The 24,616-nt window shown below is 61.1% G+C and carries 20 protein-coding genes; 11 read left to right on the forward strand and 9 right to left on the reverse strand.

Annotated features, from left to right (window positions below; genetic code table 11):
* Positions 1 to 346 precede the first annotated feature (346 nt).
* Positions 347 to 2,617 carry a putative bifunctional diguanylate cyclase/phosphodiesterase gene (locus BGI27_RS12035; protein ID WP_095525111.1) on the forward strand — a complete coding sequence of 757 codons (2,271 nt, stop codon included), beginning with the start codon at positions 347 to 349 and terminating at the stop codon, positions 2,615 to 2,617.
* Between the two features lies 1 nt (position 2,618).
* On the opposite strand, the gene pabB is transcribed toward BGI27_RS12035, so the two are convergent.
* Positions 2,619 to 4,388 carry an aminodeoxychorismate synthase component I gene (gene pabB / locus BGI27_RS12040; RefSeq protein ID WP_223871781.1) on the reverse strand — a complete coding sequence of 590 codons (1,770 nt, stop codon included), beginning with the start codon at positions 4,386 to 4,388 and terminating at the stop codon, positions 2,619 to 2,621.
* A 129-nt stretch (positions 4,389 to 4,517) separates the two neighbouring features.
* The gene (locus BGI27_RS12045) at positions 4,518 to 5,867 is read right to left on the reverse strand and encodes a transglycosylase SLT domain-containing protein (RefSeq protein ID WP_095525113.1); all 1,350 of its coding nucleotides are present in this window, start codon (positions 5,865 to 5,867) and stop codon (positions 4,518 to 4,520) included.
* Positions 5,868 to 6,279: 412 nt separating this feature from the next.
* Between BGI27_RS12045 and BGI27_RS12050 the strand changes: the two genes are divergently transcribed.
* From BGI27_RS12050 to glnB, 6 genes are all read left to right on the forward strand, one after another.
* Positions 6,280 to 7,206 (forward strand): pectate lyase, encoded by a 927-nt coding sequence (locus BGI27_RS12050; RefSeq protein ID WP_095525114.1) that lies wholly within the window; start codon positions 6,280 to 6,282, stop codon positions 7,204 to 7,206.
* A gap of 98 nt (positions 7,207 to 7,304) precedes the next feature.
* Complete coding sequence (locus BGI27_RS12055; protein WP_095525115.1) at positions 7,305 to 8,348, forward strand: beta propeller repeat protein; 1,044 nt, start codon at positions 7,305 to 7,307, stop codon at positions 8,346 to 8,348.
* Positions 8,330 to 9,409 carry a WD40/YVTN/BNR-like repeat-containing protein gene (locus tag BGI27_RS12060; RefSeq protein ID WP_095525116.1) on the forward strand — a complete coding sequence of 360 codons (1,080 nt, stop codon included), beginning with the start codon at positions 8,330 to 8,332 and terminating at the stop codon, positions 9,407 to 9,409. The genes BGI27_RS12055 and BGI27_RS12060 overlap by 19 nt, the downstream gene beginning before the upstream one ends.
* Positions 9,410 to 9,487: 78 nt before the next feature.
* On the forward strand, positions 9,488 to 9,757 hold the full coding sequence (rpsO, locus tag BGI27_RS12065) for a 30S ribosomal protein S15 (RefSeq protein ID WP_095525117.1): 270 nt from the start codon (positions 9,488 to 9,490) through the stop codon (positions 9,755 to 9,757).
* 307 nt (positions 9,758 to 10,064) lie between these two features.
* Positions 10,065 to 12,176, forward strand: coding sequence for a polyribonucleotide nucleotidyltransferase (gene pnp / locus BGI27_RS12070; RefSeq protein WP_095525118.1), 2,112 nt, complete (start codon positions 10,065 to 10,067; stop codon positions 12,174 to 12,176).
* Between the two features lie 133 nt (positions 12,177 to 12,309).
* On the forward strand, positions 12,310 to 12,648 hold the full coding sequence (glnB, locus tag BGI27_RS12075; RefSeq protein ID WP_095525136.1) for a nitrogen regulatory protein P-II: 339 nt from the start codon (positions 12,310 to 12,312) through the stop codon (positions 12,646 to 12,648).
* Positions 12,649 to 12,708: 60 nt separating this feature from the next.
* On the opposite strand, the gene BGI27_RS12080 is transcribed toward glnB, so the two are convergent.
* Positions 12,709 to 13,944, reverse strand: coding sequence for a pyridoxal-dependent decarboxylase, exosortase A system-associated (locus BGI27_RS12080; protein WP_095525119.1), 1,236 nt, complete (start codon positions 13,942 to 13,944; stop codon positions 12,709 to 12,711).
* Positions 13,941 to 15,551, reverse strand: coding sequence for an acyl-CoA ligase (AMP-forming), exosortase A system-associated (locus BGI27_RS12085; RefSeq protein WP_095525120.1), 1,611 nt, complete (start codon positions 15,549 to 15,551; stop codon positions 13,941 to 13,943). The genes BGI27_RS12080 and BGI27_RS12085 overlap by 4 nt, the downstream gene beginning before the upstream one ends.
* Positions 15,552 to 15,703: 152 nt before the next feature.
* Here BGI27_RS12085 and BGI27_RS12090 point away from each other — a divergent pair, with 152 nt between their 5' ends.
* Both BGI27_RS12090 and pelA read left to right on the forward strand, forming a co-directional pair.
* Positions 15,704 to 15,967, forward strand: a complete 264-nt coding sequence (locus tag BGI27_RS12090) for an acyl carrier protein (protein ID WP_095525121.1) — start codon at positions 15,704 to 15,706, stop codon at positions 15,965 to 15,967.
* 178 nt (positions 15,968 to 16,145) lie between these two features.
* Complete coding sequence (pelA, locus tag BGI27_RS12095) at positions 16,146 to 17,705, forward strand: pectate lyase (protein WP_170943025.1); 1,560 nt, start codon at positions 16,146 to 16,148, stop codon at positions 17,703 to 17,705.
* 78 nt (positions 17,706 to 17,783) lie between these two features.
* Here the strand turns inward: pelA and murJ are convergent, their stop codons facing one another.
* The gene (murJ, locus tag BGI27_RS12100) at positions 17,784 to 19,325 is read right to left on the reverse strand and encodes a murein biosynthesis integral membrane protein MurJ (protein WP_095525123.1); all 1,542 of its coding nucleotides are present in this window, start codon (positions 19,323 to 19,325) and stop codon (positions 17,784 to 17,786) included.
* Positions 19,326 to 19,472: 147 nt separating this feature from the next.
* On the opposite strand from murJ, the gene rpsT reads away from it, so the two are divergent.
* On the forward strand, positions 19,473 to 19,745 hold the full coding sequence (gene rpsT / locus BGI27_RS12105) for a 30S ribosomal protein S20 (protein ID WP_095525124.1): 273 nt from the start codon (positions 19,473 to 19,475) through the stop codon (positions 19,743 to 19,745).
* 172 nt (positions 19,746 to 19,917) lie between these two features.
* Positions 19,918 to 20,847, forward strand: a complete 930-nt coding sequence (gene argF, locus BGI27_RS12110; RefSeq protein WP_095525137.1) for an ornithine carbamoyltransferase — start codon at positions 19,918 to 19,920, stop codon at positions 20,845 to 20,847.
* Positions 20,848 to 20,866: 19 nt separating this feature from the next.
* On the opposite strand, the gene BGI27_RS12115 is transcribed toward argF, so the two are convergent.
* The 4 genes from BGI27_RS12115 to BGI27_RS12130 all read right to left on the reverse strand — a co-directional run bounded on the left by BGI27_RS12115 (position 20,867) and on the right by BGI27_RS12130 (position 24,558).
* Positions 20,867 to 21,457, reverse strand: coding sequence for a flavin reductase family protein (locus BGI27_RS12115; protein ID WP_095525125.1), 591 nt, complete (start codon positions 21,455 to 21,457; stop codon positions 20,867 to 20,869).
* 155 nt (positions 21,458 to 21,612) lie between these two features.
* Positions 21,613 to 21,933: a flagellar hook-basal body complex protein FliE gene (fliE, locus tag BGI27_RS12120; protein ID WP_095525126.1), complete on the reverse strand. Its 321-nt coding sequence runs from the start codon at positions 21,931 to 21,933 to the stop codon at positions 21,613 to 21,615.
* Positions 21,934 to 22,042: 109 nt separating this feature from the next.
* Positions 22,043 to 23,431, reverse strand: a complete 1,389-nt coding sequence (locus tag BGI27_RS12125; protein WP_095525127.1) for a sigma-54-dependent transcriptional regulator — start codon at positions 23,429 to 23,431, stop codon at positions 22,043 to 22,045.
* Positions 23,428 to 24,558 carry a sensor histidine kinase gene (locus BGI27_RS12130; RefSeq protein ID WP_095525128.1) on the reverse strand — a complete coding sequence of 377 codons (1,131 nt, stop codon included), beginning with the start codon at positions 24,556 to 24,558 and terminating at the stop codon, positions 23,428 to 23,430. Before BGI27_RS12130 ends, BGI27_RS12125 begins: the two co-directional genes overlap by 4 nt.
* Positions 24,559 to 24,616 lie beyond the last annotated feature (58 nt).

The following is a 24,616-nucleotide window of genomic DNA, read 5'->3' on the forward strand; positions in this document are numbered from 1 at the left end:
CCACTTGGTTGCCAGCTTAAGGCTTCGAAGTGTCTAGTGAACCGGGGGCGATTCACCCGTAAGTCCCGACTGCCGCGTGCGTTGTTCGGATCGTGGCTACCTTGTGATCAGGAGTTGCCCACCCGCCTGTAAGTAGGTGGGCTCCCGAACTTCAGGGCAGTGACGCCTGACCTTGGGGGCTGTTGTCAATCGTCTGCCGGTTACGTTCGTTTGAATGGCAGCAGGCCCGGACACAAAAGTTTTGCGAACCGTTGCCGATATCCTGTGACGAGGTGGATGTCCGGAGGCTGTTTCGCCTGGTTTCGTCATCAGAGGCTGCATTCATCCATTGGGGGGCGTGGTGGGCATGGATAGCGAACAGGAAGCATCGTCCGCCGAAATCACCGGGGACGACCTGTTGCGATTTGCCGAGGAGCGGACTGACGAGCTCAGTATCGCGGGGCCCCCCGTTGTCTCTGCTCCTTGGCGCATCCTCATCACGGATGATGATGAGGAGGTTCATCGAGCCACCACGTTTGCCTTGCGAGGCCTGACGATTGATGGTCGTCCCCTGCAGTTGCTGCATGCCTCCAGTGCCACGGAAGCAGAAGCCTTGTTGCGCGCGGAGCGCGGAATCGCGGTCGTGATGCTCGATGTGGTCATGGAGACGGAGGACGCCGGGTTGCGCCTAGTGTCCGTGATCCGTGACGAGATCGGCCTGAAGTCCCTGCGCATCGTGCTGCGGACCGGGCAGCCGGGCTATGCGCCGGAGCTGGACGTGATCCGGCGGTACGACATCAACGATTACCGCACGAAGTCCGAACTGTCGCAGACCCGGCTTGTCACCACGTTGACCGCTGCCGTGCGTGCCTGGGAGCAACTGGAGACCGTTGCCGCAGCCAATCGCGGCATGAATGCCGTGGCCCGTTCCAGCAACACGATTTTCCGTGCCCGCGAAATGGAGGGGTTTTCCCGCTTGCTCGTGGAGCGTCTGGAGTCCCTGCTTGAAGAGTCTCTTTCGGTACTGATTTGTGTGGCTGCCAGTGAAATCAGTCCGCAGCCGCCAGACAGCATGAGTGTGGTACTGAGCACAGGTGTGTACGCCTCGCGTCAGGGGATGCTCATCGACAAAGGCCTGGATGCCGAACTGCTGCGCGGGATCCGGCGTTGTGCGGCGGTGCGCGCATGCATCTTCGAACCGGGGCGGTTTTTTATCTGGCTGGGCAGCGGCAAGCGCGAGGCCGTAGTAGTGGCGGAGTTGGCGCGCCCCCTACGCAGTGTCGAGCAGAAGTTGCTGGAAGTGTTCTCTGCCAGTCTGGCTGTCAGTTTTGAAAACGTCGATCTGATCGAGCGGCTGGATTTCTATGCCTACCATGATCCTCTGACGCGTCTGGCCAACCGGACCCGTTTTCTTGCCGAGGTGGATCAGGATCTGTTTGCCCACCAAGGAGGCTCCCGTTGCCTGGCGGTGGCGGACATCGTGCGGTTTTCGGACGTCAACGATGCGCTGGGTCATCAATGCGGTGATTCGCTGCTGACCGGCGTCGCCAAGCGCCTGCGTGCCACGCTGGGGGCTACTGTGATACTGGCACGAGTGTCGGGCGACACCTTTGCCGTATTCGGCCCCGAGAACGCCATTGACCCTGCAGGGTTGCAGGCGGCCTTCCAGCAGCCTTTCTTCGTGCACGGACACTCGCTGGCGGTACAGCTGAGAATCGGCCTGGCACGTGTGGCCGACTGCCGTGGCAATGCTGCCGAGTTACTGCGCTCTGCAACGCTGGCATTGAATCGCGCCCGGCAGAGCGAGGGCGGCAGTTTCTCGTTATTTTCCGCTCAGCTCTCGGAGGATGTGCAGACCCGCGTCAGCATGCTGCATAACCTGCGTGCCGCCATCGACTTCAAGCGCGGCCTGTCCTTGCATTACCAACCCGTGATGGATGTCGAAAGCGACAGGCTCTGGGGGGTCGAGGCCCTGCTGCGCTGGCGCAACGATTTCGGCGAACAGGTAGCTCCGCGCCGCTTCATTCCGCTGGCGGAGCGTACCGGCATGATTCATGAGCTCGGCCTGTGGGTGCTGGAGCAGGCGCTGGAGCGGATTGCCGTATGGTCACGGCAGTTCGGGCAGAACCTTAACGTGGCGATCAATGTGTCAGCGGTACAGTTGCGGGCGCCGGATTTTGTGGCCCGTCTGCGTTGTGTGCTCGAATTCAGCGATATCGTGCCCGAGCGGCTGGTGCTGGATCTGAATGAAGCAGTGTGCCGCGAAAGCGCTGAGGTGATGCTCCATCAGTTACAGAGCCTGCGCGCCCTCGGCGTGAAACTCGCGATGGATGACTTCGGAACGGGTACGAGTTCCTTGCGGCAGTTGTTGGAGCTACCACTGGACATGTTGAAGCTGGACTCCGGCTTCGTGGCCGATGTCGAACTCTCGGCATCGCTGCGGGCTCCGGCTGCCTCCGTATTGTCACTGGCCCGTCTGCGCGGGCTGACTGCGGTCGCCGAGGGGGTTGAAACGCAGGGGCAGGCGAGGGCGCTGCGCGAAATGGGCTATCGCCTGATGCAAGGCTTCCATTACGCGGAGCCGATGCCCTCCGAGCAGTTCGAGCACTGGCTGCGCGCGCGGATGCCTGCCGACTGAATCAGACCAGCGTGACCTTGACCAGTCCGCGCAGGGCATTTCCCATGTAGATATGGCGTGCGCGGACAAGATCCGCCGGCGTCAGCATGGCTTCCCGCGCCAGACCGCGCGCCAGCAGATCCGCACGCAAGACCCCGGGCAGCAAGCCTGCGTCACTCGCTGGCGTGAGCAACGGGCCATCGTCGATGGAGAGGAAGAGATTGCTGCGGGCCCCCTCACAGAGCGCGCCGTGTTCGTTGCAGAACAATACGTCGTATAGCCCGGCCTCGAGCGCCTGCTGCAATGCCTCATCGTAGAAACGACGCGCGCTGGTTTTGTGGTGCAGACGCGGATCGGTGCTGTCGAGTGTGAAACCGGCAGGGGTGATGCGGGGCTGCACAGGTTGTGGATCCAGCGGCCTGCTGGTGATGACGAAGCGACCATCACGCCAGAGCTGCAGGCGCACGCGCAAAAGCCCTTCTGCTGGTTCTTGCATCAGCGCAGCACGGATGGCGGGCTGGGGGCAGATGAAGCCCAGCTTGGCGGCTGATGCTGCAAGCCGCGCCAGATGCCCGGCAAGCAGGGGATAACAGCCATCCGCTTCGCGTCTGAGGGTTTCGATCAGATGCAGATCCGGCATCGCGAAACGTGCCTTGGTCAGGCATTCGCGATACTCGTCGGTGGGGTTCGAGTCGGCCACGATACCGCTGCCCACGTCGAGACGGCAGTTACCTTGTTGCGTCAGCAACAGGGTACGGATAGGCACATTGAGGCTGAAGTCGCCATCCGGTGCGATCCAGCCCAGGCCACCACAGTAGATGCCGCGTGGAGCCCCCTCCAGCGTATCGATGATCTGCATGGCACGGATTTTGGGGGCGCCGGTGACCGAGCCGCAGGGGAACAGTGCGCGCAGGGTTTCTTCCAGTCCGGCGCGTACCGGCGCGGCCTCGATGCTGGAAGTCAGCTGATAGACACTGGCGTAGCGTTCCACGCTGAACAAGCTCGTGACCTCCACGCCACCAGGTGCCGTGAGCCGCCCCAGATCGTTGCGGATGAGGTCGACAATCATCAGGTTTTCCGCCTGATCCTTGGGAGAGGTCGCGAGAGCTTGCGCCCGAGCAGCATCCTCCACGGGGTCCGGGCTGCGTGCTGCTGTCCCTTTCATCGGGCGGGCCTTCAGGCGTTCACCGCAACGCGTGATGAAGAGCTCGGGTGAGCGAGACAGGATCCAATCCTGGCCATCATGGATCAGCGCGCCATGGGCACTGCCCTGGGTGGCGCGCAGGGCGTGTGCCACGGCCAATGGGTGACCATAATGACGGCCGTGCAACGGAAAGGTGAGATTGACCTGGTAGCAGTCGCCCGCCTTAATCCAGTCGAGGATGCGATGACAGGCGCTGGCATGGCGGGATTCGTCCCAGGTTGGATACAAGGTCAGCAACCCACCCTCTCGTGCCTGGGGGCTCAATGCGTCCAGCCGGGTCTGCCACCAGGATTCAAGCGCGTCTCCGGCCAAAGAGCTGGCCTCGGTGAAGATCCAGGCCCGCAGCAGTGGCTGATCCGCCCCGAGGTTTGGCTGCAAGACAGGTTCGAACGCCAGCCCCAACTCATAATGCGCTGCCAGCGCCACCCAGTGGCCTTGAGCTCGTGCAGCATCAAGCGTTGCGAAGCAGGCTGGCAGTTGTTCGGGGTGGTCTGCACGCAGGTGGCCAATGCAGTTGTGCAGCCAGCGGGCGTGCGCCGGCTGGGCGACGTTGTCCTCAAACAGCGCGAAGGCCGTGGAGGCTCTCACAAGGGGTGCCGCAAACGACACGGGATTTCCTTAGACGCTGCTCACGATCATGCTTCGAGGCTACGCTCAGGACGTATGCACTGTGCTTTGTCCTGCTGGCGGCCCTTCATCATGGATCGTGATGGCGTCTTAGCCACGAGGCTGTCGCGTGCTGTCAGCAACCCGGGGCTGGGCCGTATCGGTTTTGCCGCTGATCGGGCGACCGGTCTTTGGCGTAGGCTTGCCGGTAGCTGCGGTACGTGCTTCGGTATTGACGTTGCCAGGGATCAGCAGCGTATAGCCGACTGCAAGTCTCGCACCGGCTTTGAGTCCGTTTGCGGTACGCAAGGTCTCGGCGGACAGGTTGAGGCGGCGGGCTACGTCCTCCACGCGTTCGCGGCGGGGTAGGGTGTAGGTCTTCCAGCTCAGCAACGGGCCGTTGTATATGGCGAGATTGAGCTGGAACTTCTGGGCGTTCTCGATCGGCAGCAGCAGATCGGCATTGTGGTCACCCGGAATCACGGGGCGGTTATAGGCAGGATTGAGCAGGCGGAAATCGGCCAACGATATTTCAGCCAGCTTGGCTGCCAGCGCGACATCCATGGCCTGACTGCGCTCAACCTTCATGAAATAGGGCTGATTGGGGATTTCCGGCAGCTTGATTGCATACTGCTCCGGGAAAGAGACGATCTGTTTGATGGCCTGCAGCTTGGGTACGTACTGACTGGTTTCCGCAGGCATCCTCAGGCTGTTGAAGTCAGTTGGCCGACCCGCCGACTGATTGGCCTTGATGGCACGCGCCACGGCGTTTTCCCCCCAGTTGTAAGACGCCAGGGCCAGATGCCAGTCGCCATGCATTTCGTAGGTAGTCTGAAGATACTGCAGTGCCGCCGTGGTGGAAGCCAGTACGTCACGGCGTTCATCCACCCACCAGTTCTGCCGTAGTTGGAATACCTTGCCTGTCGAAGGGATAAACTGCCACAGGCCGGCTGCACTGGCCGACGACAGTGCATGTGGGTTGAAGGCGCTCTCCACGACCGGCAGCAGTGCCAGTTCGCTGGGCATGCCACGTTTTTCCAGCTCGTCGAGGATGTGATGCAGGTAAGGGCGGCCACGCTCCAGCATGGTCAACAGTCCCTGGCGATTGGCCAGCAGGAGCTGAACCTGGCGGTCTACCGTGGGGCTGAGAAGATCCGGCATGGCAAATCCCTTGCGCATGCGAAGCCAAAGATCACTCTGGGCGGCCGTGAGATCCACTGTGCGGATCCCGGGCTGAAAGGCGGTCGGTTTGTCTTTCTGGACCGACGATGCGTTCGCCAGCGAGTCGAGTTGTTTGCTGATGGCCAAGCGTTCGTTGGCCGAGGGCTGTACTGCGGGAGCGGAATAAGAAGGCTGCGAGGTAGGGAGCGGGGCAGGTGCTTCGGTCTGCTGTGGCTCGGTGGGCAAGGCGCTGCAACCTAGCAGGAAGCAGGCACAGACGAGGCTCGCGAGACTTTTCATGGGTGCAGGCTCCTGCCCGGGCAAACTGAATGCGGCATTGTAAGGAAAAAGCCCCGCATTTCCCAAGAGAAGATTCCTGTCTGGCCATGATCTGGTATGTATAGCCGCTTGCCGTTCGTCGGGAACTGCCGGCGCAGTTTCAATGGGAGTAATACAAATCGGGGAGAAAATATGATTCTGCAATTATTTCGAAGAGCAGTTGTTTGGCCATATCGCATATACCCATATCGATCGATTGCGGAATGTGCTGTGGGATCGCTTTTTTTGATATGTCTTACAAATCAGAGTGATGCCTGAACTTGATCTCTCCCGGTTGGCATTCCAGAGTGCAGATCGCTGACGGCATAAGGTCAGCCAAGGCAGGAGGGCTTGCGCCTTCCGAAGATCTGATTCATCCAATTGGAGACAAATCATGATTCGTAAGATTCTCGGCGGAATCGTCGCCATGCTGTTGGCTTCCGGTGTTCATGCGGCCACTGATTATCCGAGTGGTTACACGAAATGCGTCAAGGAAGGCTCCACCTGTCCCATGAGCGGTACCCGCTCTGTAGCGTTCGGGAAATCCGGCACTTTTGTATATGCCACGCTGACGGGTTCATTCGTCTGTCAGGCCTCGCTGTTCCCGTCAAACTCCATTACCGGTAGCCGCTGGTGTTCGTATGCGGGTTCGGCGACGTCTTCGTCCAGTTCGAGCTCGTCCAGTTCATCGGGCAGTGGGTCCGGCGGCATTACGGGCGCGACCTGCACCTCAACGGGATCCGTTTCCATTTCTTCGACCGTGGTTGTGGAAAGCGGTGAAACCTATGATGGCGGCTGCAAGACTTTCAACCCAACTTCGGCACTGGGTAATGGCTCGCAGAGCGAATCACAGAAGCCTGCTTTCCGTATCAACGGCGGGACGCTGAAGAATGCCATTCTGGGCAACAACGGGGTGGATGGCGTCCATTTCTACGGTGGTGGGACGCTGCAGAATTTCCGCTGGACAAATATCGGTGAGGACGCCTTTACGGTGAAATCTTCCGGGACGGTGAATATCTCTGCCGTTTCCGGCTATGACGGTGAGGATAAATTCGGTCAGGTGAATGCGGAATCCACCATGAATATCTCCAACTGCGTGGTAGACAATGTCGCCAAGGTGATTCGCCAGAATGGCGGCACGACTTACAAGATCACCGTCAATATCGATCGTTGCCGTCTCTCCAACCTCAAGGAGGGCGTATTCCGTACGGACAGTTCCAAATTGGTGGCCAAGCTCACCAATTCGGTCCTGAGCAACGCGGGAACCGTGTGCATCGGTAGCTGGGCCTCCTGCACTCAGTCCGGAAACTCTGGTAACTAAAGCATCGGCCTTGGCCGGTGGCGCTCCACGCCACTGGTTTTTCTGGGCATGTAGCCAGGCTGCGTGCCCTTTTTTCATTTCTTCGGAGTGCGCGGTAGATGATCTGCAGACTCGTGATTTTTCTGTCGCTGCTGCCCGTGATGGCCTGTTCTCCGGTACGGGAAGGCAGTGTTTCGGTCGAATACCGTGCGGAAGTGATCAATCCCGATTGGCAGGGGGTCGCTTTTTTTCCAGCCTGGAATCGCTTTCTGGCCTGGGGAAGCGATGGCTCGCTGAAGTTTTCACAGAACGGCGTGCAATGGCAGGCGGGAGAGTCCGACCTGATCGAGGATCTGACCATGGTCGCGGCCGATTGGTCTGGCCTGACCCTGATGGCGATTGGCGCAAATGGGAGTCTTGCCCGTTCTGTCGATGGTGGCGTGCGCTGGAAGGCACCGACTCGGGTGCTCGATGACGATCTGTTCGCGCTGGTGCCTTTGGCTATCCCCGGTGGCTGGGTGGTGAGCGGGGCGCGCGGAAGTCTTTTGCACTCCATGGATGATGGCGTGAGTTGGTCGCTGCAGCGTGTCGGTGAGGAAGATCTCCTGTCGCTGCATGTCCTGCCAGATGGCGGCACCCTCCTGGCCGGCAGCAGGCAGGGGCGTGTCCTGCGCTCGACCGATGCTGGGCAGTCTTGGCGTGTCCTGCCCGCGCTGACAGATACCCCCATCGTAGACATCTTCGCGGTGGGCCGGCGGCTGATCGCCGGTAGCGCGATGGGACGCCTGCTGGTGTCCGAGGACGATGGTATCAACTGGCGTTTGATTCAGCTGGACTCGGCTGGAGTGGTGACCACACATGCATATGATCCCGAGCACGCAGCCCTGGTGGTGGGAACACACGTCGGCGATCTATACAGCAGTCGCGATGGTGGGCGTTCCTGGACGGTAGACAAAGCAGGCAGCCACCTTACGCTGAGCGCGTTGCACTTCGATGCGCAGGACAAAGCCTTGCTGTTGTTCGGGCATCACGGTGTGTTGGCGCGATCGATCGACGGTGGCATGGAATGGGGGATGCAGCCTCTGCCTGGGAAAGCGACATTGATGGGTGTGGCCTTGACGGTGCCGGGCAAAGAATCGTCGGAGTGGGCGAGGCTGGGTTGATTCTGCAGTCGGAAGATCGTGGTATCCGCTGGCATGTGGTGTCCGAGCAACTGGGTGAATACATGAACACGGTTTCGCCTTCGCCAGACGCGGGGGCTCTCGTGGCGACGGGCGAGATCGGCTTCGTGCTTCGCTCGGCGGACGGAGGCGTGCGTTGGCAGCGCATGGGTGTGGCCTTTCCTCAATCATTCATCCCGGCCAATCTGATCGACATGGTGAATGCCGGCCCTGATGTGATGATTGCCACCGGCCCGCCTGGCACCCTCGTGCGCTCTGCAGACCAGGGACTGAGTTGGCAGGTAGTGCATGACACACCCTATGAACGCGGCGAGACGTTCGCCCGGGTACTGACCGGAGCGCCGGGCTGGCCGTTGTTGGCTTTCGAGGTGAAAGGGCAGGTCCTGCTGTCTGACGATGGAGGATTGCATTGGCAGGTGATGGCTTCACCGGAGCCTTTCAGGGATGGGGAGATCTTTCGCACCGGAACGATGAGCGCACGGCATGGCACCGTGGTGCTGGCTGGCAAGGCCGGACGCGTTTTGCTCGGTCGTGATCTGGGCCGTACTTGGCAGAGTGTGGCGTTGGAGCGTATGGAACATCTGCATGCGGCCTGGGCTGATGACGAGAGCGGATTGATATTGCTTGCGGGAGAGAGCGGTGCTGTCCTGCGCAGCACTGATGGCGGATCAAGTTGGCAGAAGATGGTTACGTACAGATCGGAGCGCCTGAACACGATTGCTCGTGATACGGTCAGCGGCGCCCTGCTGCTCGCTGGAGAAAACGGGGTCATCCTGCGTTCGATGGACGAAGGCTTCAGTTGGCAGCAGGCCTCTGGCGCCTGCCAGGACGAGCTGCGGCAGATGCTGCGAGAGCCTGCCAGCCAGGCGCTGGTGCTCGTTGGGCGCGCAGGCTGCATTCAGCGTTCGGCGGATGGTGGCTTGCATTGGGTACGAATCAATTCGCACACACGCCGTCATCTGCGTGCGGCCGGCTTCGATCCAGGCAGCGGCAATCTGCTGGCAGTAGGCCAGCGCATCGTGTTGTTGCGGCGTAAGGATTGAGGGTAGGGTATCTTGTGTCAGAAGAATCTTTTCCATTACAATCGCGGGCTTGCTAAAGGACAACCTTAAGAGACTGACATGGCTATTGCTTCCGAACAAAAAGCGCAAATCGTTGCTGATTTCCAGCGTGCCCAGGGTGATACCGGCTCGCCCGAAGTGCAGATCGCGCTGCTGACTGCCCGTATCAATGGCCTGGCCGGCCATTTCAAGACCAACGTCAAGGATCACCATTCCCGCCGCGGTCTGCTCAAGATGGTGAGCCAGCGCCGCAAGCTGCTCGACTATTACAAGAGCAAGAATTTCCAAGGCTATCGCGAACTGATCGAGCGTCTCGGTCTGCGTAAGTAATGCAGCGTATGGGTGGTTGGGGTTGCCTGTGGCGTGGAAACCCGTCTGGGCCAGCCCCGGGGCTTCCTGCTTCGCACTGAACAGCAAAGCCGGCGTCGGCCCAATGGTCGCGTCGGCTTTGTTGCATTCGGTTCATCCAATGGGCCAAATGGTTTTCGGGCCGGGCCTCATGATCCTGATCTCCCGTTTCCCCGCACTGCAGTCAGCGCATCGTCCGCAGTGTCGCGTCGCACCGATTTCATCCGTCGACCACGTCTTTGCCGCTGCCTGATGCAGCCGGGGCATTGAATCCAGAAAGGACACAATCGTGCCTACCGCAATCAAGAAAAGCTTCCAGTACGGCCAGCACACTGTCACCCTCGAAACCGGCGAGATCGCTCGTCAGGCCCACGGTGCCGTGATCTGCTCCATCGACGATACCGTGGTGCTGGCCACCGTGGTTGCCGCCAAGGATCCGAAGCCGGGTCAGGACTTCTTCCCGCTCACCGTCGATTACATGGAGAAGTTCTACGCTGCCGGCCGTATCCCTGGTGGTTTCTTCAAGCGTGAAGGTCGTCCGACCGAAAAGGAAACGCTGACCTCCCGCCTGATTGACCGCCCGATCCGTCCGCTCTTCCCGGAAGGCTTCTACAACGAAGTGCAGGTTGTCGCGACCGTGCTGTCGCAGAATCCGGAAGTGGACGGTGACATCCCGGCGATGATCGCCACGTCCGCTGCGCTGGCGATTTCCGGCGTGCCCTTCAACGGCCCGATCGGCGCTGCTCGCGTCGGTTACATCGATGGTCAGTACATACTCAATCCGACCACAACCCAGCTTAAGGACAGCCAGATGGATCTGGTCGTCGCAGGGACTGAAGTGGGCGTGCTGATGGTCGAGTCCGAAGCCCTGCAACTGCCTGAAGACGTGATGCTCGGCGCCGTGGTGTTCGGTCACCAGGAAATGCAGAAAGCCATCCAGGCCATTCACGAACTGGTCGAAGTGGCTGGCAAGCCGGAATGGGACTGGACCGCGCCCGCCAAGGACGAAGCGCTGATCGCTCGCGTCAAGGAGATCGCCCAGGCCGACCTGGAAGCTGCTTTCGCCACCACCAGCAAGTCCGTGCGTAGCGGTCTGCTGAAGGACGTCACCAAGAAGGCAATCGCCGCCCTGGTGACCGGTGAAGAAGGTTCGCCGAAGGAAAACGACATCAAGAACATCCTGTTCGAGCTCGAATCCGCCATCGTGCGTGGCCGCATCCTGGCCGGCGAGCCGCGCATCGATGGTCGCGATACGCGTACGGTACGTCCGATCAGCATCCGTACCGGCGTGCTGCCGCGTACTCACGGCTCGGCACTGTTCACACGCGGCGAAACCCAGGCACTGGTGGTCACCACGCTGGGCACCGGTCGTGACGAGCAGATCATCGATGCCATCGTCGGTGAGTACAAGGAGCGTTACATGCTCCATTACAACTTCCCGCCGTATTCCACCGGTGAGACTGGTCGCGTCGGTTCGCCGAAGCGCCGCGAGATCGGTCACGGTCGTCTGGCCAAGCGCGCCCTGGCTGCCGTGCTGCCGGATGCCAAGGAGTTCGGCTACACGATCCGTGTCGTGTCCGAGATCATGGAATCCAACGGTTCTTCCTCAATGGCTTCGGTCTGTGGTGGTTCACTGTCGATGATGGATGCCGGCGTGCCGCTGAAGGCACCGGTGGCCGGTATCGCCATGGGCCTGATCAAGGATGGTGGTCGTTTCGCCGTGCTGACCGACATCCTGGGTGACGAAGATCACCTGGGTGACATGGACTTCAAGGTGGCGGGCACCGCTACGGGCGTGACTGCGTTGCAAATGGACCTGAAGATCGACTCGATCTCCCCGGCCATCATGAACAAAGCGCTGGAGCAAGCCAAGGAAGGCCGCCTGCACATCCTGAACCTGATGAACGATGCGCAGGCCGACACCTCCGAACTGTCGGCCTACGCACCGCGCATGATGTCCTTCAAGATCAATCCGGAGAAGATCCGCGACGTGATCGGCAAGGGTGGCGCCGTGATCCGCGCGCTGACCGAGGAAACCGGCTGCGTGCTCGACATCCAGGACGACGGCACGGTCACCATCTCCTCGGCCGATCAGGCCAAGTCCGACGAAGCCAAGCGCCGCATCGATCAGATCACGGCCGAAGTGGAAATCGGCAAGGTCTATGAAGGTCCGGTGCTGCGCATTTTGGACTTCGGCGCGATCGTGAATATCATGCCGGGCCGCGATGGCTTGTTGCACGTCTCGCAGATCGCCAAGGAGCGCGTCAACAACGTATCCGACTACCTCAAGGAAGGTCAGGTCGTGCGCGTGAAGGTGCTGGAGACTGACGAGAAGGGGCGAGTCAAGCTCTCCATAAAGGCACTGCTCAACGAAGAGACGCCGGCCGCAGCCGCCGAGTAATCGGAACGCAGTTATACAAGAGCCGCGATGCCCGTGCATCGCGGCTTTTTCATGCCCGGCAGCAAAACCGTATGAGACCGCGGGCACACAGCTATACTCGCGGTCAGAACCAAACCTGCAAGGAGACATGGAAGTGAAAAAGATCGAGGCAATCATCAAGCCATTCAAGCTCGACGAAGTGCGCGAAGCCTTGTCGGAAGTCGGCATCACCGGTTTGACGGTGACCGAGGTCAAGGGCTTCGGGCGCCAGAAAGGTCACACCGAGCTCTATCGCGGCGCCGAATACGTGGTGGATTTCCTGCCCAAAATCAAGCTGGAAGTCGTGGTCAGCGACGACATCGTGGATGCGGCCGTCGAGGCCATCACCAAATCCGCGCATACCGGCAAGATCGGCGACGGCAAGATCTTCGTCAGTACTGTGGAGCGCGTGCTGCGCATTCGCACCGGCGAGACTGACGAGCAGGCGATCTGAGCTGTCCGGCTTTGGCATCCTGCAGACCCCGCCCACGTGGCGGGGTTTGTTTTTGGCGCCTCAGAGCAGAACTTCGCAGGGGTCCGGGTGACCTAGAAAGCTACGAGGACTGGCGCTGAAACCATAGGCACCGCTCTGCAGCACCGCCACCAGATCACCCGGGCCAGCCACGGCCAGCTCCAGGCGCTCGGCCAGGATATCCAGTGGTGTACACAGCGGGCCGACCACGGTGGTGTTTTCGGTGACTTCAGCCCCGGCCTTGTTGGCGATGAGCACCGGATAATTCTTGCGGATCAACTGGCCGAAATTGCCCGAGGCAGCCAGGTGGTGGTGTAGCCCGCCATCGCAGACGAGGAAGACCTGACCACGGGATATCTTGCGATCGATCACCCGGCAGACATATACGCCGGCCTCGCCGACCAGATAGCGGCCCAGTTCGATCACAAGCCCGGCACCTGGCAACTCCCGTGAGCTTCGTTCGGCCAGCGCGGCGAGGTTTTCTTCGATCGCTCCCAGTGCCAGTGGTGTGTCACCCGGGAAGTAGGGGATGCCGAAACCGCCCCCCAGGTTCAGCGTGCGTATCGGTGTCGGCACGTGCTCAGCCAGCCGGAGTGCCAGCGCGTAACTCAACTGCTGGGCTTCCACGATGGCTTCGCTGCGCAGATTCTGCGAGCCGGCAAAAAGATGGAAACCTTCGAAGTTCAAGCCAAGTGTTCCGATCCGCGCCAGCAATGCGGGTACGGCTTCGGCATCGATGCCGAAGGCCTTGGGGCCTCCGCCCATCTTCATGCCTGAGGATTTCAGCTCGAAATCGGGATTCACGCGCACGGCCACGCGTGCCGGCAGACTCAGGCGCTGCGACAGGCCGGCAAGCAGTTCCACCTCACGGGCGGACTCCACATTGAGCAGCACACCCGCACGTACGGCAGCCTCCAGCTCGGCTTCGCGCTTGCCCGGGCCGGCGAAGCTGATCTCTGCGGGCGCCATGCCGCTGGCCAGTGCGATGGCGAGCTCTCCGCCGGAAGCTACGTCCAACCCGTCGACACGCCCGGCCATGTACTGCACCAAGGCCGGCATGGGGTTGGCCTTGATCGCGTAATGTAGTTTCACCGTGTCGGGCAGGGCTGCACACAAGGCGGCGATGCGGGTATCAATCACCGCACGGTCGTAGGCGTAGAAGGGCGTGCCGAGTTCGGAGGCCAATGCCGAAACGCTGCGACCACCAACCATCAGCTCGCCATCGACAATGGGAAACTGGGTCATCGGTGCATGGCGTGGTCTGGCCTGGGCACTCATCGCGCTTCTCCGAAAAGGTCCTGGAAGTCTGCGGCCAGCAGCTTGCGATCAATCTTGCCATTGGCATTGCGTGGCAAGGGTTCGCTCCGCAGTGCGATATGCACAGGAACCTGCCAGGCCGGCAGATGGGTCTTCAGTGCCGCAAGCAGGGAAGTCGAGTCTTCCGTGGCCTGTGTGGGTTGAGCGACGAGCACGATGGCTGCGCCCAGTGCCGGATGCGGTACACCGACAGCGGCGCATTCGCGGACCAGGCCGGTCGCATGAGCGACCTCCTCCACTTCGCCGGGGCTGACGCGATAGCCGGAAGTCTTAATCATCTCGTCACGCCGACCGACGAAATACAGGAAGCCTTCTTCATCACGGCGCACGGTGTCGCCAGAATAGACGGCGATTTCGGGCAGCATCAGGCCGGAGGAGCGGAGGTGTGCGGGCAGTGGACGGAAGCGCTCTGCGGTTTTTTCCGCGTCGTTCCAATAGCCCATGGCCACCAGCGGACCGCGCTGCACCAGTTCGCCTGGCTCTCCGGGCGCACATTCGCGGCCATCCTCGCGCAAGATGAAGACCTCGTTATCGGGAATGGACCGGCCGATGGAATCCGGACGGCGGGCCACCTCTTCGGGGGGCAGATAGGTGGCGCGAAAGGCTTCGGTGAGGCCGTACATCAGGAAGGGCCGTGTCCGCGGCAGCTTTTCTTGCAGGTTGTGCAATACGACTTCGGGCATATGGCCACCGGTATTGGCGATGTAGCGCAGATGGCTGGCAATGCTTTCAGGCCATGTTTGCTGTGCGAGCTGGATCCAGAGCGGCGGCACCGCGGTGAGGCCGGTGATCTTCTCTCGCTCCAGTGCCTTGAGCACGTCGCGTGGCATCAGGTAGTTCAGGAGGACCGCCCGGGCACCGGCATGAAAGGCTGTCGTGAGCTGGGAGAAACCGGCGTCGAAGGAAAGGGGCAAGGCCGCAAGCAGGCTGTCGCCTGCATGATTGCCTAGATAACCCGCCACGCTTTGCGCGCCGGCCACGAGGTTGCGGTGTGAAAGCACGACCCCTTTGGGGCGTCCAGTGCTGCCCGAGGTATAGAGGATGGCGGCCATGTCCAGCTCGGTCTGGGCCGTGGGAAAACGGCCGCCTTGTGTTGTCAGCAATGCATCCCACGCATGGAGCGGGCAGGGAGCCGTGGCGCCTTCCGTGGCACCGGCCAGCAGCAGATGATGCAGATCAGGGCAGGACGCCAACTGGGGGGCCAATGTGGCCAGGCGCTCGCGCGTGGTGAGCAGCAGGCGCACATTGCAGTCGCGCAGGATGTAGGCCACCTGCTCGGGTTTGAGCAAAGGATTGATCGGCACCATCACGCAGCCAGCAGCAGGGGCACCAAAGCTGGCGACAACGGTTTCTATGCGCTTTTCCAGCCAGATGCCGACACGTTCGCCACGTTGCAGGCCTAGCCTGGCAAGTCCGCCTGCGAAGGCCGCTGTTGTCTGCCAGAGCGTGGCGTAATCTAGCGTCTGGCTACCCACAGTTAGCGCGGGGGCGGCTGGATTCCGCTCGGCGCTGAGTTCGATGAGCTGGTGCAGCAACCAGGCGTTCGGTGGCGGGGAAGAAGCTGTCATGATGCGCGCAGTACCGGTACAGGCTGCGGATTATCGCGGAAAGCGCGGCTCCGGGGATTCTTGATTGTGTCGATTGCTGTCCCGCACTCCTGCATCGGAAGGGGAGGCATATAATCCGCCGCTCTCCGCAAACCACAACAAGGAATGTGATTTTGTCCTCGTTTGATTCCACCCGTCAGGCCGTGCTGCAGGTTCTGGATGAATCCCTCGGTCTTGCGGGGCGTGCCAGCGCCTTTGATGACGCGACCCCCCTGCTGGGCGCTTTGCCCGAACTCGATTCTATGGCTGTGGTGGGTGTGATCGCCGCCCTCGAGGAACATTTTAGTTTCTATGTCGGCGATGACGATATCGACGGCAGTACCTTCGAAACCGTGGGCACACTGACCAATTTTGTGGCGGCCAAGCTTGCTGCCTGATGGTAGCGTTGCCAGCGAGCAGGTTGCTGTTCCCGTTGATTTCCTGAACGCCCCGTTTGCCGATGCAGCGGGGCGTTTTCATGCCGTCGGTCAGGGGTCGTAACCAAAGGTAATGTGAGGGTATACCCTTGCCATGCCTTATGACTTTTCCTCAACCGTTCGCCATGGAAATGAAGCGATGAAATCTCTCCTGAGATCCGTGCTTGTGCTGGCCGTTGCCGCCGCAGTGAGTTTTGGTTGTGCAACCCCTGGTGTGGGGGGCGATAGTCCGTTCCTGACATCCTCTGCCACACTCAAGACTGTGTCCCTGATCGTCGGAGAGCCGAATTTCTCGGTCGACGGGGCGTTCCAGGAGCTGCAGGAGGGGCTCTATACCCGTCCGCAGTTGCGCAAGGATCTGGTGTTGGCGCCGTTGGACGATCTGATCCCCTATCTGGGCGGTTCGTACCTCTTCGATGCTGAAACAGACGAGTTGCGTCTGTCGCTGGCAGGGCGCCAGTTGTTGCTGAAGGTGGGCAGTACCCAGGCCGAGGCCGATCAACTGCAGGAATTCACGCTGACCGTCGCCCCCGAATTGAAGGACGGCGTGCTCTGGTTGCCAGTTGCCGATATATGGAAGCAACTGGGAGCCTATGTGAAGTGGGACAAGACCCGCCAGCGCCTGACCGGTGCATTCATCCTGCCGCCAAGCCGGAATCTGGAGGATTTTGCACGCGGCGGGCCTGTGACCGAAGCCACCATGGGCACCCAGCCGGCAGCCTTCTATGCCGGGCCCGAAGGGCGCCGTCTGGCCGATGTGATCGTGGGCTACCAGAATGCCGATGGCGGCTGGCCCAAGGTCGAACGCGACGTCAATCTGCTGGTGCCGGTGAATACTGCCGCGATGACCGGATTCCGCATCAAGTCGACGATAGACAATGATTCGACGATGAAGCAGATGGCAGTGCTGGCGCGTGTGCATGCCGCCACCCAGGATGCGAGATACGCGGAGTCGTTCCTGCGCGGGCTGGACTACGTGCTCCTGGCCCAGTTGCCCAATGGTGGCTGGCAGCAGTTCTGGCCTGATCCGCAGGGTTACAAGGCGCACATCACCTTCAACGATGATACGATCGCCAACGTGCTGGAAGTCCTGCGTGACATCGTCAGCGGGGAACCGATCTATGCTTTCGTGGATCCCGGCCGTGTGGCTCGTGCACGTGCGGCCTATGATCGCGGTATCTCCCTGATCCTGAAGACACAGATCGTCGTGACCGGCAGGAAGACCGGCTGGTGCTCGCAGTACGATCACCTTACGCTCGAACCCCGCATGGGGCGAGCCTTTAAGTTGCCATCCATCAGCGGCGCGGAGAGCGTGAACGTGGTCCGCTTTCTGATGAGCATCGACCAGCCCTCGCCAGAGATCGTGGCAGCCGTGCAGGATGCCGTGGCCTGGTTCAACAAGGCCAGGATGGATGGTATCAAGCTGGAACGCGTGGAGGACAGCTCGCTGGAGTTCGGCTTCGATCGCCGGGTGGTGACCGATCCGAAGGCTCCATCGATCTGGGCACGCTTCTATGATCTGGAGTCCGGTAAGCCGTTGTTTTCGGCGCGGGATGGTGTCAAGCGCGACAACTATGGAGACGTGAGCTACGAACGCCGAGTGAAATACAGCTGGTTCGCCACGGAGCCGCGCAAGTTGCTAGCTGAATATCCGGCCTGGCAAGTCAAGTGGGCGCCGAAGCGCAGCGTACTACGCTGATCCAGCGTAGTGGCCCCCAGGTAGAAGCCCCCGCGCAGCGGGAGCGCGCCCGGGGGCTTCTTGACGATCGCCCGTGTTTCAATGAACGCGGCGACGGAAATCCTTCACCCGGAATCCCAGTGCGAACAGGGTGGCGAAATAAGTCGCCATGCCGGCGCCCATCACCCAGGCCAAGTTGGTGAGGCGCCACAGGCTGCTTCTTTCCAGCCACCGCGCATCGGCACCGGCTGTCAGCCACAGCACCAGTCCCAACGCCACCAGCGCCGTCAGCAACTTCAGGGCGAACAGGCGCCAGCCAGGTGCCGGGAGGTAGGCGGCACGCCGGCGCAGCCCGCGGAAAAGGAGGGCTGCGTTGAGTGTCGCGGCCACGCTGATTGAAAGGGCCAGCCCGGCGTGGCGCAGATCCAGCACGAAGATGAACAGCAGGTTCAGCAGCTGTGTGATGAGTAGCGAAATCAGTGCATATTTCAAAGGTGTGCGGATGTCCTGGCGGGAATAGAAGGCCGGCGCGAGGATCTTCACCAGAATCAGCCCAAGTAGCCCCATGCTGTAGGTGATCAGCGCCTGGCGGGTTTGCAGGGTATCGGTTGCCGTGAAGGCCCCATGCTGGAACAAGGTGGCCGCCAGTGGCACGGCCAGCAGCATCATGCCCACGGCTGCCGGCGCGGTGAGCAGCAGCGCCACGCGCAGGCCCCAGTCCAGCGTCGCGGAGAAGCCCTCCGCATCATTGGCGGCTCTGAGCTTTGAGAGGCTGGGCAGCAGGATGGTCCCCAGCGCTGCGCCCAGGATGCCCATCGGAAACTCCATCAGGCGGTCGGCGTAATTGAGCCAGGAAACACTGCCCGTCGGCAGCCAGGAAGCAAAGGCCGTGTTGATCAGGAGGCTCACCTGCGCGACCGACACCCCCAGTGTGGCTGGGCCCATCAGCAGCAGGATGCGGCGTACGCCCGGATCCCGGAACGACAGCGAGAAGCGTGGCAGCATGCCGATCTTCGCCAGCGCTGGGATCTGCAGCAGCAATTGCAGTACGCCACCGATGAAGGCCCCCCAGGCCAGCGCCTTGACCGGCTCCGCGAAATAGGGCGCCGCCAGCAGCATCATGCCGATGAAGGAAATGTTGAGCAGTACCGGCGTGAAGGCAGGCACCGAGAACCGGCTCCAGGTGTTCAGCACACCAGCCGACAGCGCCACCATCGACATGAAGAAGATGTAGGGAAAGGTGATGCGTGTGAGCTCGACCGTGAGCGCGAATTTTTCCGGTTGTTGAGAAAAACCACCTGCCGTCAGGTGGATGATCCAGGGGGCTCCCACCATGCCAAGCAGGGATACGATCAGCACCGCCAGACCGAGCAGGGTGGTCACGTGGCTGATCAGCGTGCGGGTTTCGGCCTCTCCGCGCTGATTGCGGTATTCGGCCAGGATGGGCACGAAAGCCTGCGAGAATGCGCCTTCGGCAAACAGGCGGCGCAGCAGGTTGGGTAGCCGGAAGGCCACGTTGAAGGCGTCCGTGAGCAGACCTGCGCCGAAAAGGTTGGCCACGAGGATTTCGCGAGCCAGGCCAAGGATGCGCGAGAGCAGGGTGAGGCCACTGACCGTGGCGAGCGCACGAAGCAGGTTCATTGAGACAAGGGCTCTGGCGTGTTGAAGGAGCGCGGTAGGCGGCGATCATAGCATTGGCCCCGGGGCGCTGGCTGCGCTGGACTTGCGCACGAAGTATCCGACGGATACAATCCCACCTTTCGCGTAATTCCTAAACCGTAGATAGACATGGCCAATACTGCACAAGCTCGCAAGCGCGCCCGTCAGGCTCTCGTGGCACGCGCTCGCAACACCAGCCAGCACTCCCGTCTGCGCACCGCTGTCAAGGCTGTGCGCAAGGCTGTGGCTGCCGGTGACAAGGCCGCTGCCCAGAAGGTGTTCCTGGAATCCCAGAGCATCATCGACAGCATCGCCGACAAGAACATCGTCCACAAGAATGCAGCTGCTCGCTACAAGAGCCGCCTGTCCGCCGCCATCAAGGCGATGGGGCCTGCTGCCTGATTGTGTTCCGCGTCGCCGCGTAGCCACGCGGTACCGGAATCACCAAGAAGGGGTGTGACGCGAGTCGCGCCCCTTTTCCGTTTTACGCGTTCAGGATCTGCGTTCCGACGCTGAAATGATCGACGCTGAAACTCCCGATTTGGCGATCAGGCATCGCCTGAGAAAGAGCAACATGACCCAAGCGCCCAGACATTTCCTGCAGTTCAAGGACCTCTCTCGCGAAGAGATCAACTACGTCTTCGATCGTGCCAAGTGGATCAAGGACAAATTCAAGCGTTACGAAACCTACCATCCACTGTTTGACCGCACGCTGGTCATGATCTTCGAGAAAGCCAGCACGCGTACGCGTCTGTCGTTCGAGGCTGGCATGTTCCAATTGGGTGGTTCGGCGATCTATCTGAATACGCGTGACTCCCAACTCGGCCGTGGTGAGCCGGTGGAGGATGCCGCCCAGGTGATCTCGCGCATTTCCGATGTGGTGATGATCCGCACCTTTGAGCAGACCATCGTCGAACGCTTTGCCGCGAATTCGCGCGTACCCGTGATCAACGGGCTGACCAATGAATTCCACCCCTGTCAGATCCTGGCGGACATCTTTACCTGGATCGAACGCAATGGCTCCATTCAGGGCAAGACCGTGGCCTGGATCGGGGACACCAACAACATGTGCAATACCTGGCTGCAGGCGGCGGAATTGCTGGATTTCAAGGTGCACGTCAGCTCACCCAAGGGGTATGAGGTGGACGTGCAGAAAGCCAACATTGCCGGCAGCAGCCATTTCGAGCAGTTTGCCGATCCGATGGATGCCGCACGCGGTGCGCACATCATTACCACCGATGTGTGGACCTCGATGGGGTTCGAGGCCGAGAACGAAGCACGCATGCGTGACTTCGCCGACTTCCAGGTCGATGGCGACATGATGCGCGTGGCCGACAGCGAGGCCGTCTTCATGCATTGCCTGCCTGCACATCGCGGGGAGGAGGTGACGGCCGAGGTTATCGACGGCCCGCAAAGCGTGGTCTGGGATGAAGCGGAAAATCGTCTGCATGCGCAGAAAGCGCTGCTCGAGTTTCTTGTGCTGGGGCAGGTGAGCGTCCAGTAATACGCAGGCGGGGAGTCACCTACACCTCTTCGGGATTGCTCCCCGTCATTGCTTCACCGATGGCATAGAAATGCCCGCCGGCCACGTGGTGCAGGCTTCGCCACTGTGGGTCGGTCTGTTCGAACAGCCAGTGACCATTCCGGAAAACGCGGCTGTCTGCCCAGGCGCCGACGACCTCACCGATGAAGAGATCGTAGGTCTGCTGATTGTGGGGTTCCGGAATCAACCGGCATGCCAGCCAGGCTGAGCAGCCGGCCACCAATGGTTGTTGTGCAGCCCCTTCCGCCCGGAAGAGCTCCACGCCGCAGCGCGCGAGCTTGTCCTTGACTTCGCCGCCGCTGATGCTGCCAACGGCCAGCGTCAGATCCAGTTGCGCTGCCGTGGGGATCTGGATCGCGAACGTTCCACCTTGCTCGATCAGCCTGCGTGTATAGCTGGCTCTGTCCAGCACCACGGTCAGCTTCGGCGGGGCGAAATCCAGCGCGCAGGCCCAGGCTGCCGCCATCACGTTATCAATGCCGCCATGGCTGGCGGAAACCAGTACGGTCGGTCCGTGATTCAGGAGGCGGTAGGCCTTTTCCAGTTCGACTGGAAGTATGTGGGTGTCCACTTGGAAGTTCCTTGTACGCTACAAAAGAAACCGGCCCGTTAAGAGGCCGGTTTCTTTTTGTCGCCGGGTGCCCCAAGGCAAAAAGCACTCCCTCGGGGGGGGCGTGCCGCCGCGTCAGCGGCAAGCGTGGGGGGGCTTTTTTGGCAGGCCGGAAGTCAGACCGGCATGTTCATGATGTCCTGGTATGCAGTCACCAGCTTGTTGCGGACCTGCACCATCTGCTGGAAGGAGAGGTTAGCTTTCTGCAGGTTCACCATTACGTCCTGCAGGTTTACTTCCGAATTCCCGCTGGAAAAATCCTGCGCCATCTGCTGTGCCGACTGTTGTGCCTGACTGACTTCCTGCATGGCGCTCTGCAGCGCCTGAGCGAAGTCAACGCCGCCAGGCGCGGCGGTGCCGCCTGCCGGCTTGCTTGCCGCGGCATCGGCGGTGCTGCGCAGCTGGCTCAGCATCTGTTCGATTGCGCGTGTATCCATGACTTGCTCCAGATTTATGCGTCTGTATAAGCAGTTTCCATGCCCGGGGTGACGATGCCGCCACAGGCTGTTCAACGATAGGCCATGGTGGGGAGAATGCCTACTCTTTTCAACTCTCCACCCAACCTTCCTCACGGTACTGTTGCAGTTTGTAACGCAGGGTTCGCTCCGAGATTCCGAGTTTTTCCACGGCCTTCTTGCGAGAGCCGCCGACGGACTTGAGTACGTCAAGGATGTGTTGCTTCTCGAGATCCTTCATGTTGGTGGGCAAGGCTTCGGCGGCCTGGGTCATTGGCAGCGGCTGAATGCCTGCCATCGGGAGGGGGGCTGGGATATCTGTCGACAGGTTCACCGGCGCGCCCTGGCTTTGCCAGGCAGGAAGGGATAGCTTTACATCTTCGGCGCTGATGGTTTCGCTTGCTGCCAGTATGACCGCGCGTTGCACGGTATTTTCCAATTCGCGCACATTGCCGGGCCATTGCCAGGCGGCAAGAATTTCCGCCGCACTGCCGGCAATTCTTGCCGTTTTTCCGATTCGTTCACCGTGACGGGCGATGAAATGACGTGCCAGTGGCAGGATGTCCGCAGGGCGTTCGCGCAGCGAGGGGATTTCCAGCGGAAAGACGTTGAGGCGGTAGAAAAGGTCTTCACGGAAGCGGCCCGCCTGCACTTCACGGAGCATGTCACGGTTACTGGTGGAGAGAACCCGGATGTCCAGCGTGATGGGTTTCTTGCCGCCCACGCGCTCCACTTCGCGTTCCTGCAGCACACGCAACAGCTTGGCTTGCAGACCGAGCGGCATTTCCGAGATTTCGTCGAGCAGGATGGTGCCGCCCTGGGCTTGTTCGAATTTGCCGGCCTGTGCTGTCTGGGCACCGGTGAAGGCGCCTTTTTCGTAGCCAAAGAGTGTGGCTTCGAGCAGATTTTCAGGGATCGCGGCGCAGTTGATGGCCACGAAAGGGCCAGCCTTGCGCCGTGAATGCTGATGCAGGTAACGCGCGAAGACCTCCTTGCCTGTGCCGGACTCACCAGTAATCAGTACCGAAGCATCGGTTTCGGCCACGCGTGCGGCCATGGCCAGTACGTTGCGGGTGCGCACGTCCTCGGCCACCATGTCTTCCTGGGTGGGCGTGACGGTGGCGTAGCGGCGTACGTTTTCCAGCAGGACACTGGATTCGAAGGGCTTCATGAGGAATTCGCAAGCGCCGCCGCGCATGGCCGCGACGGCCTTGTCGACGTCACCGAAGGCCGTCATCAGCAGTACGGGCAGCTGAGGATTCAGTGCGCGGATGCGGGCCAGCAGCTCCAGGCCATCCATGGGGTCCATGCGCAGGTCGGTGATCACCAGGTTGAAGCGTTGGCGTTCCAGGGCGGCAAGCGCTTCGGGGCCACTGGCCGCGAGTGTCACGCGATGGCCGGCGGCTTCCAGGATCAGGCTGATGGCGTCGCGCAGGGCGGCATCGTCGTCGACGACGAGGATGGCGAGCGTTTCGATCATGCGGTGTCTCCAGAGGATTCGATCACGTCGGCCGGGGCCAGCGGGATACGGAAAAAGAATTCACTGCCTTCGCCCGGCGCTGATTTGAGGCTGATTTCTCCGCCATGGGCACGGGCAACCCCGCGCGCGATGGCAAGCCCCAGACCGGTTCCGTCGGCGCGGGTTGTATAGAAGGGCTCGAACAGGCGTTCCTGCAGTTCCTGGGGGATGCCGCGGCCATCGTCACGCACGCTGAAGATCGCATTGCCTTCATCCAGACGGGCGCAGAGTGCGACCTCACCGTGCTCCCCTAGAATCTGGAGGGCGTTTTCAAGCAGATTGAGCAGAGCGCTGGCGATTTCCTTGCGGTTGCCGAACAGCTTTCGGTTTCCAGCTTGGCAATCGGCCTTGAAATGGATGCCGCGTCCGTGTGCCACGGGATCGATGGTGTGCGCGAGTTCGGCGACCAGTTCGCAGACACCGAAGGACTCTCGTCCGAGCGCTTCGCCGCGCGCGAAGATCAGCATGTCCTGGATCAGTTTTTCCAGGTGACGCAGACGTTCCAGCGCGCGTTCGGCGACTTTGCCACGCGTGCCTGGATCGAGCTCTGTACTGGCCATGTGTCCCGTGTAGAGCAGCGCGGCCGCAAGAGGGGTGCGCAACTGATGGGCCAGCCCTGCGACCATTTCACCCATGGCAGCCAGGCGCTCGGTGCGCGCGGTCTGCTGGCGCATGCGCCAGGCCTCGGTCACGTCATGCAGCAGTACGATGCGCCCGCCCTGAGCGTCGCGTGGCGTTTCCGCCAGCACGATGCGCAAGGCGTCTTCGTGGGGATGACCCAGAAAGTATTCGCCGGGCGTGTCCGCAGGTTCGAAGCGTGTGAGCAATTGTGCCCATGGCGTGCCCACGGGAATTTCGCCCAGCATGCCTAGTGCTGCGTGATTCAATTGTTCTGTATTGCCTGCGGCATCGAGTAATACAACCCCCGCCGGAAGTGCCGCCATGAGCAGGGTGAGACGCTCGGTGAGCGCGCTTACCTGCCCCTGCAGGCCGTTATAGGCCTGAGTCAGCTCGTCGGACGCGCGTGCGAAGGCCTGAAAGGCTTCGGCGAGGCTGGCGGCATTCATCGGTGGTGGCGTCTGGTTCATGGCGGGCCGGGTGGCACGATGAGGGATGTTGCCACTGTAGTGTCAGAATCGTCGGGGG

The sequence above is a fragment of the Candidatus Dactylopiibacterium carminicum genome (assembly GCF_014736495.1).
Lineage (GTDB): Bacteria > Pseudomonadota > Gammaproteobacteria > Burkholderiales > Rhodocyclaceae > Uliginosibacterium > Uliginosibacterium carminicum.

Bases quoted from the DNA above. Each gene is read 5' to 3' on its own strand.
- BGI27_RS12045 (WP_095525113.1), bottom strand. From the start codon at position 5,867: ATGAAAAGTCTCGCGAGCCTCGTCTGTGCCTGCTTCCTGCTAGGTTGC.
- BGI27_RS12080 (WP_095525119.1), bottom strand. From the start codon at position 13,944: ATGAGTGCCCAGGCCAGACCACGCCATGCACCGATGACCCAGTTTCCC.
- BGI27_RS12125 (WP_095525127.1), bottom strand. From the start codon at position 23,431: ATGATCGAAACGCTCGCCATCCTCGTCGTCGACGACGATGCCGCCCTG.
- murJ (WP_095525123.1), bottom strand. From the start codon at position 19,325: ATGAACCTGCTTCGTGCGCTCGCCACGGTCAGTGGCCTCACCCTGCTC.
- BGI27_RS12055 (WP_095525115.1), top strand. From the start codon at position 7,305: ATGATCTGCAGACTCGTGATTTTTCTGTCGCTGCTGCCCGTGATGGCC.
- rpsO (WP_095525117.1), top strand. From the start codon at position 9,488: ATGGCTATTGCTTCCGAACAAAAAGCGCAAATCGTTGCTGATTTCCAG.
- pelA (WP_170943025.1), top strand. From the start codon at position 16,146: ATGAAATCTCTCCTGAGATCCGTGCTTGTGCTGGCCGTTGCCGCCGCA.
- BGI27_RS12085 (WP_095525120.1), bottom strand. From the start codon at position 15,551: ATGACAGCTTCTTCCCCGCCACCGAACGCCTGGTTGCTGCACCAGCTC.
- BGI27_RS12130 (WP_095525128.1), bottom strand. From the start codon at position 24,558: ATGAACCAGACGCCACCACCGATGAATGCCGCCAGCCTCGCCGAAGCC.
- BGI27_RS12035 (WP_095525111.1), top strand. From the start codon at position 347: ATGGATAGCGAACAGGAAGCATCGTCCGCCGAAATCACCGGGGACGAC.
- rpsT (WP_095525124.1), top strand. From the start codon at position 19,473: ATGGCCAATACTGCACAAGCTCGCAAGCGCGCCCGTCAGGCTCTCGTG.
- BGI27_RS12050 (WP_095525114.1), top strand. From the start codon at position 6,280: ATGATTCGTAAGATTCTCGGCGGAATCGTCGCCATGCTGTTGGCTTCC.
- argF (WP_095525137.1), top strand. From the start codon at position 19,918: ATGACCCAAGCGCCCAGACATTTCCTGCAGTTCAAGGACCTCTCTCGC.
- fliE (WP_095525126.1), bottom strand. From the start codon at position 21,933: ATGGATACACGCGCAATCGAACAGATGCTGAGCCAGCTGCGCAGCACC.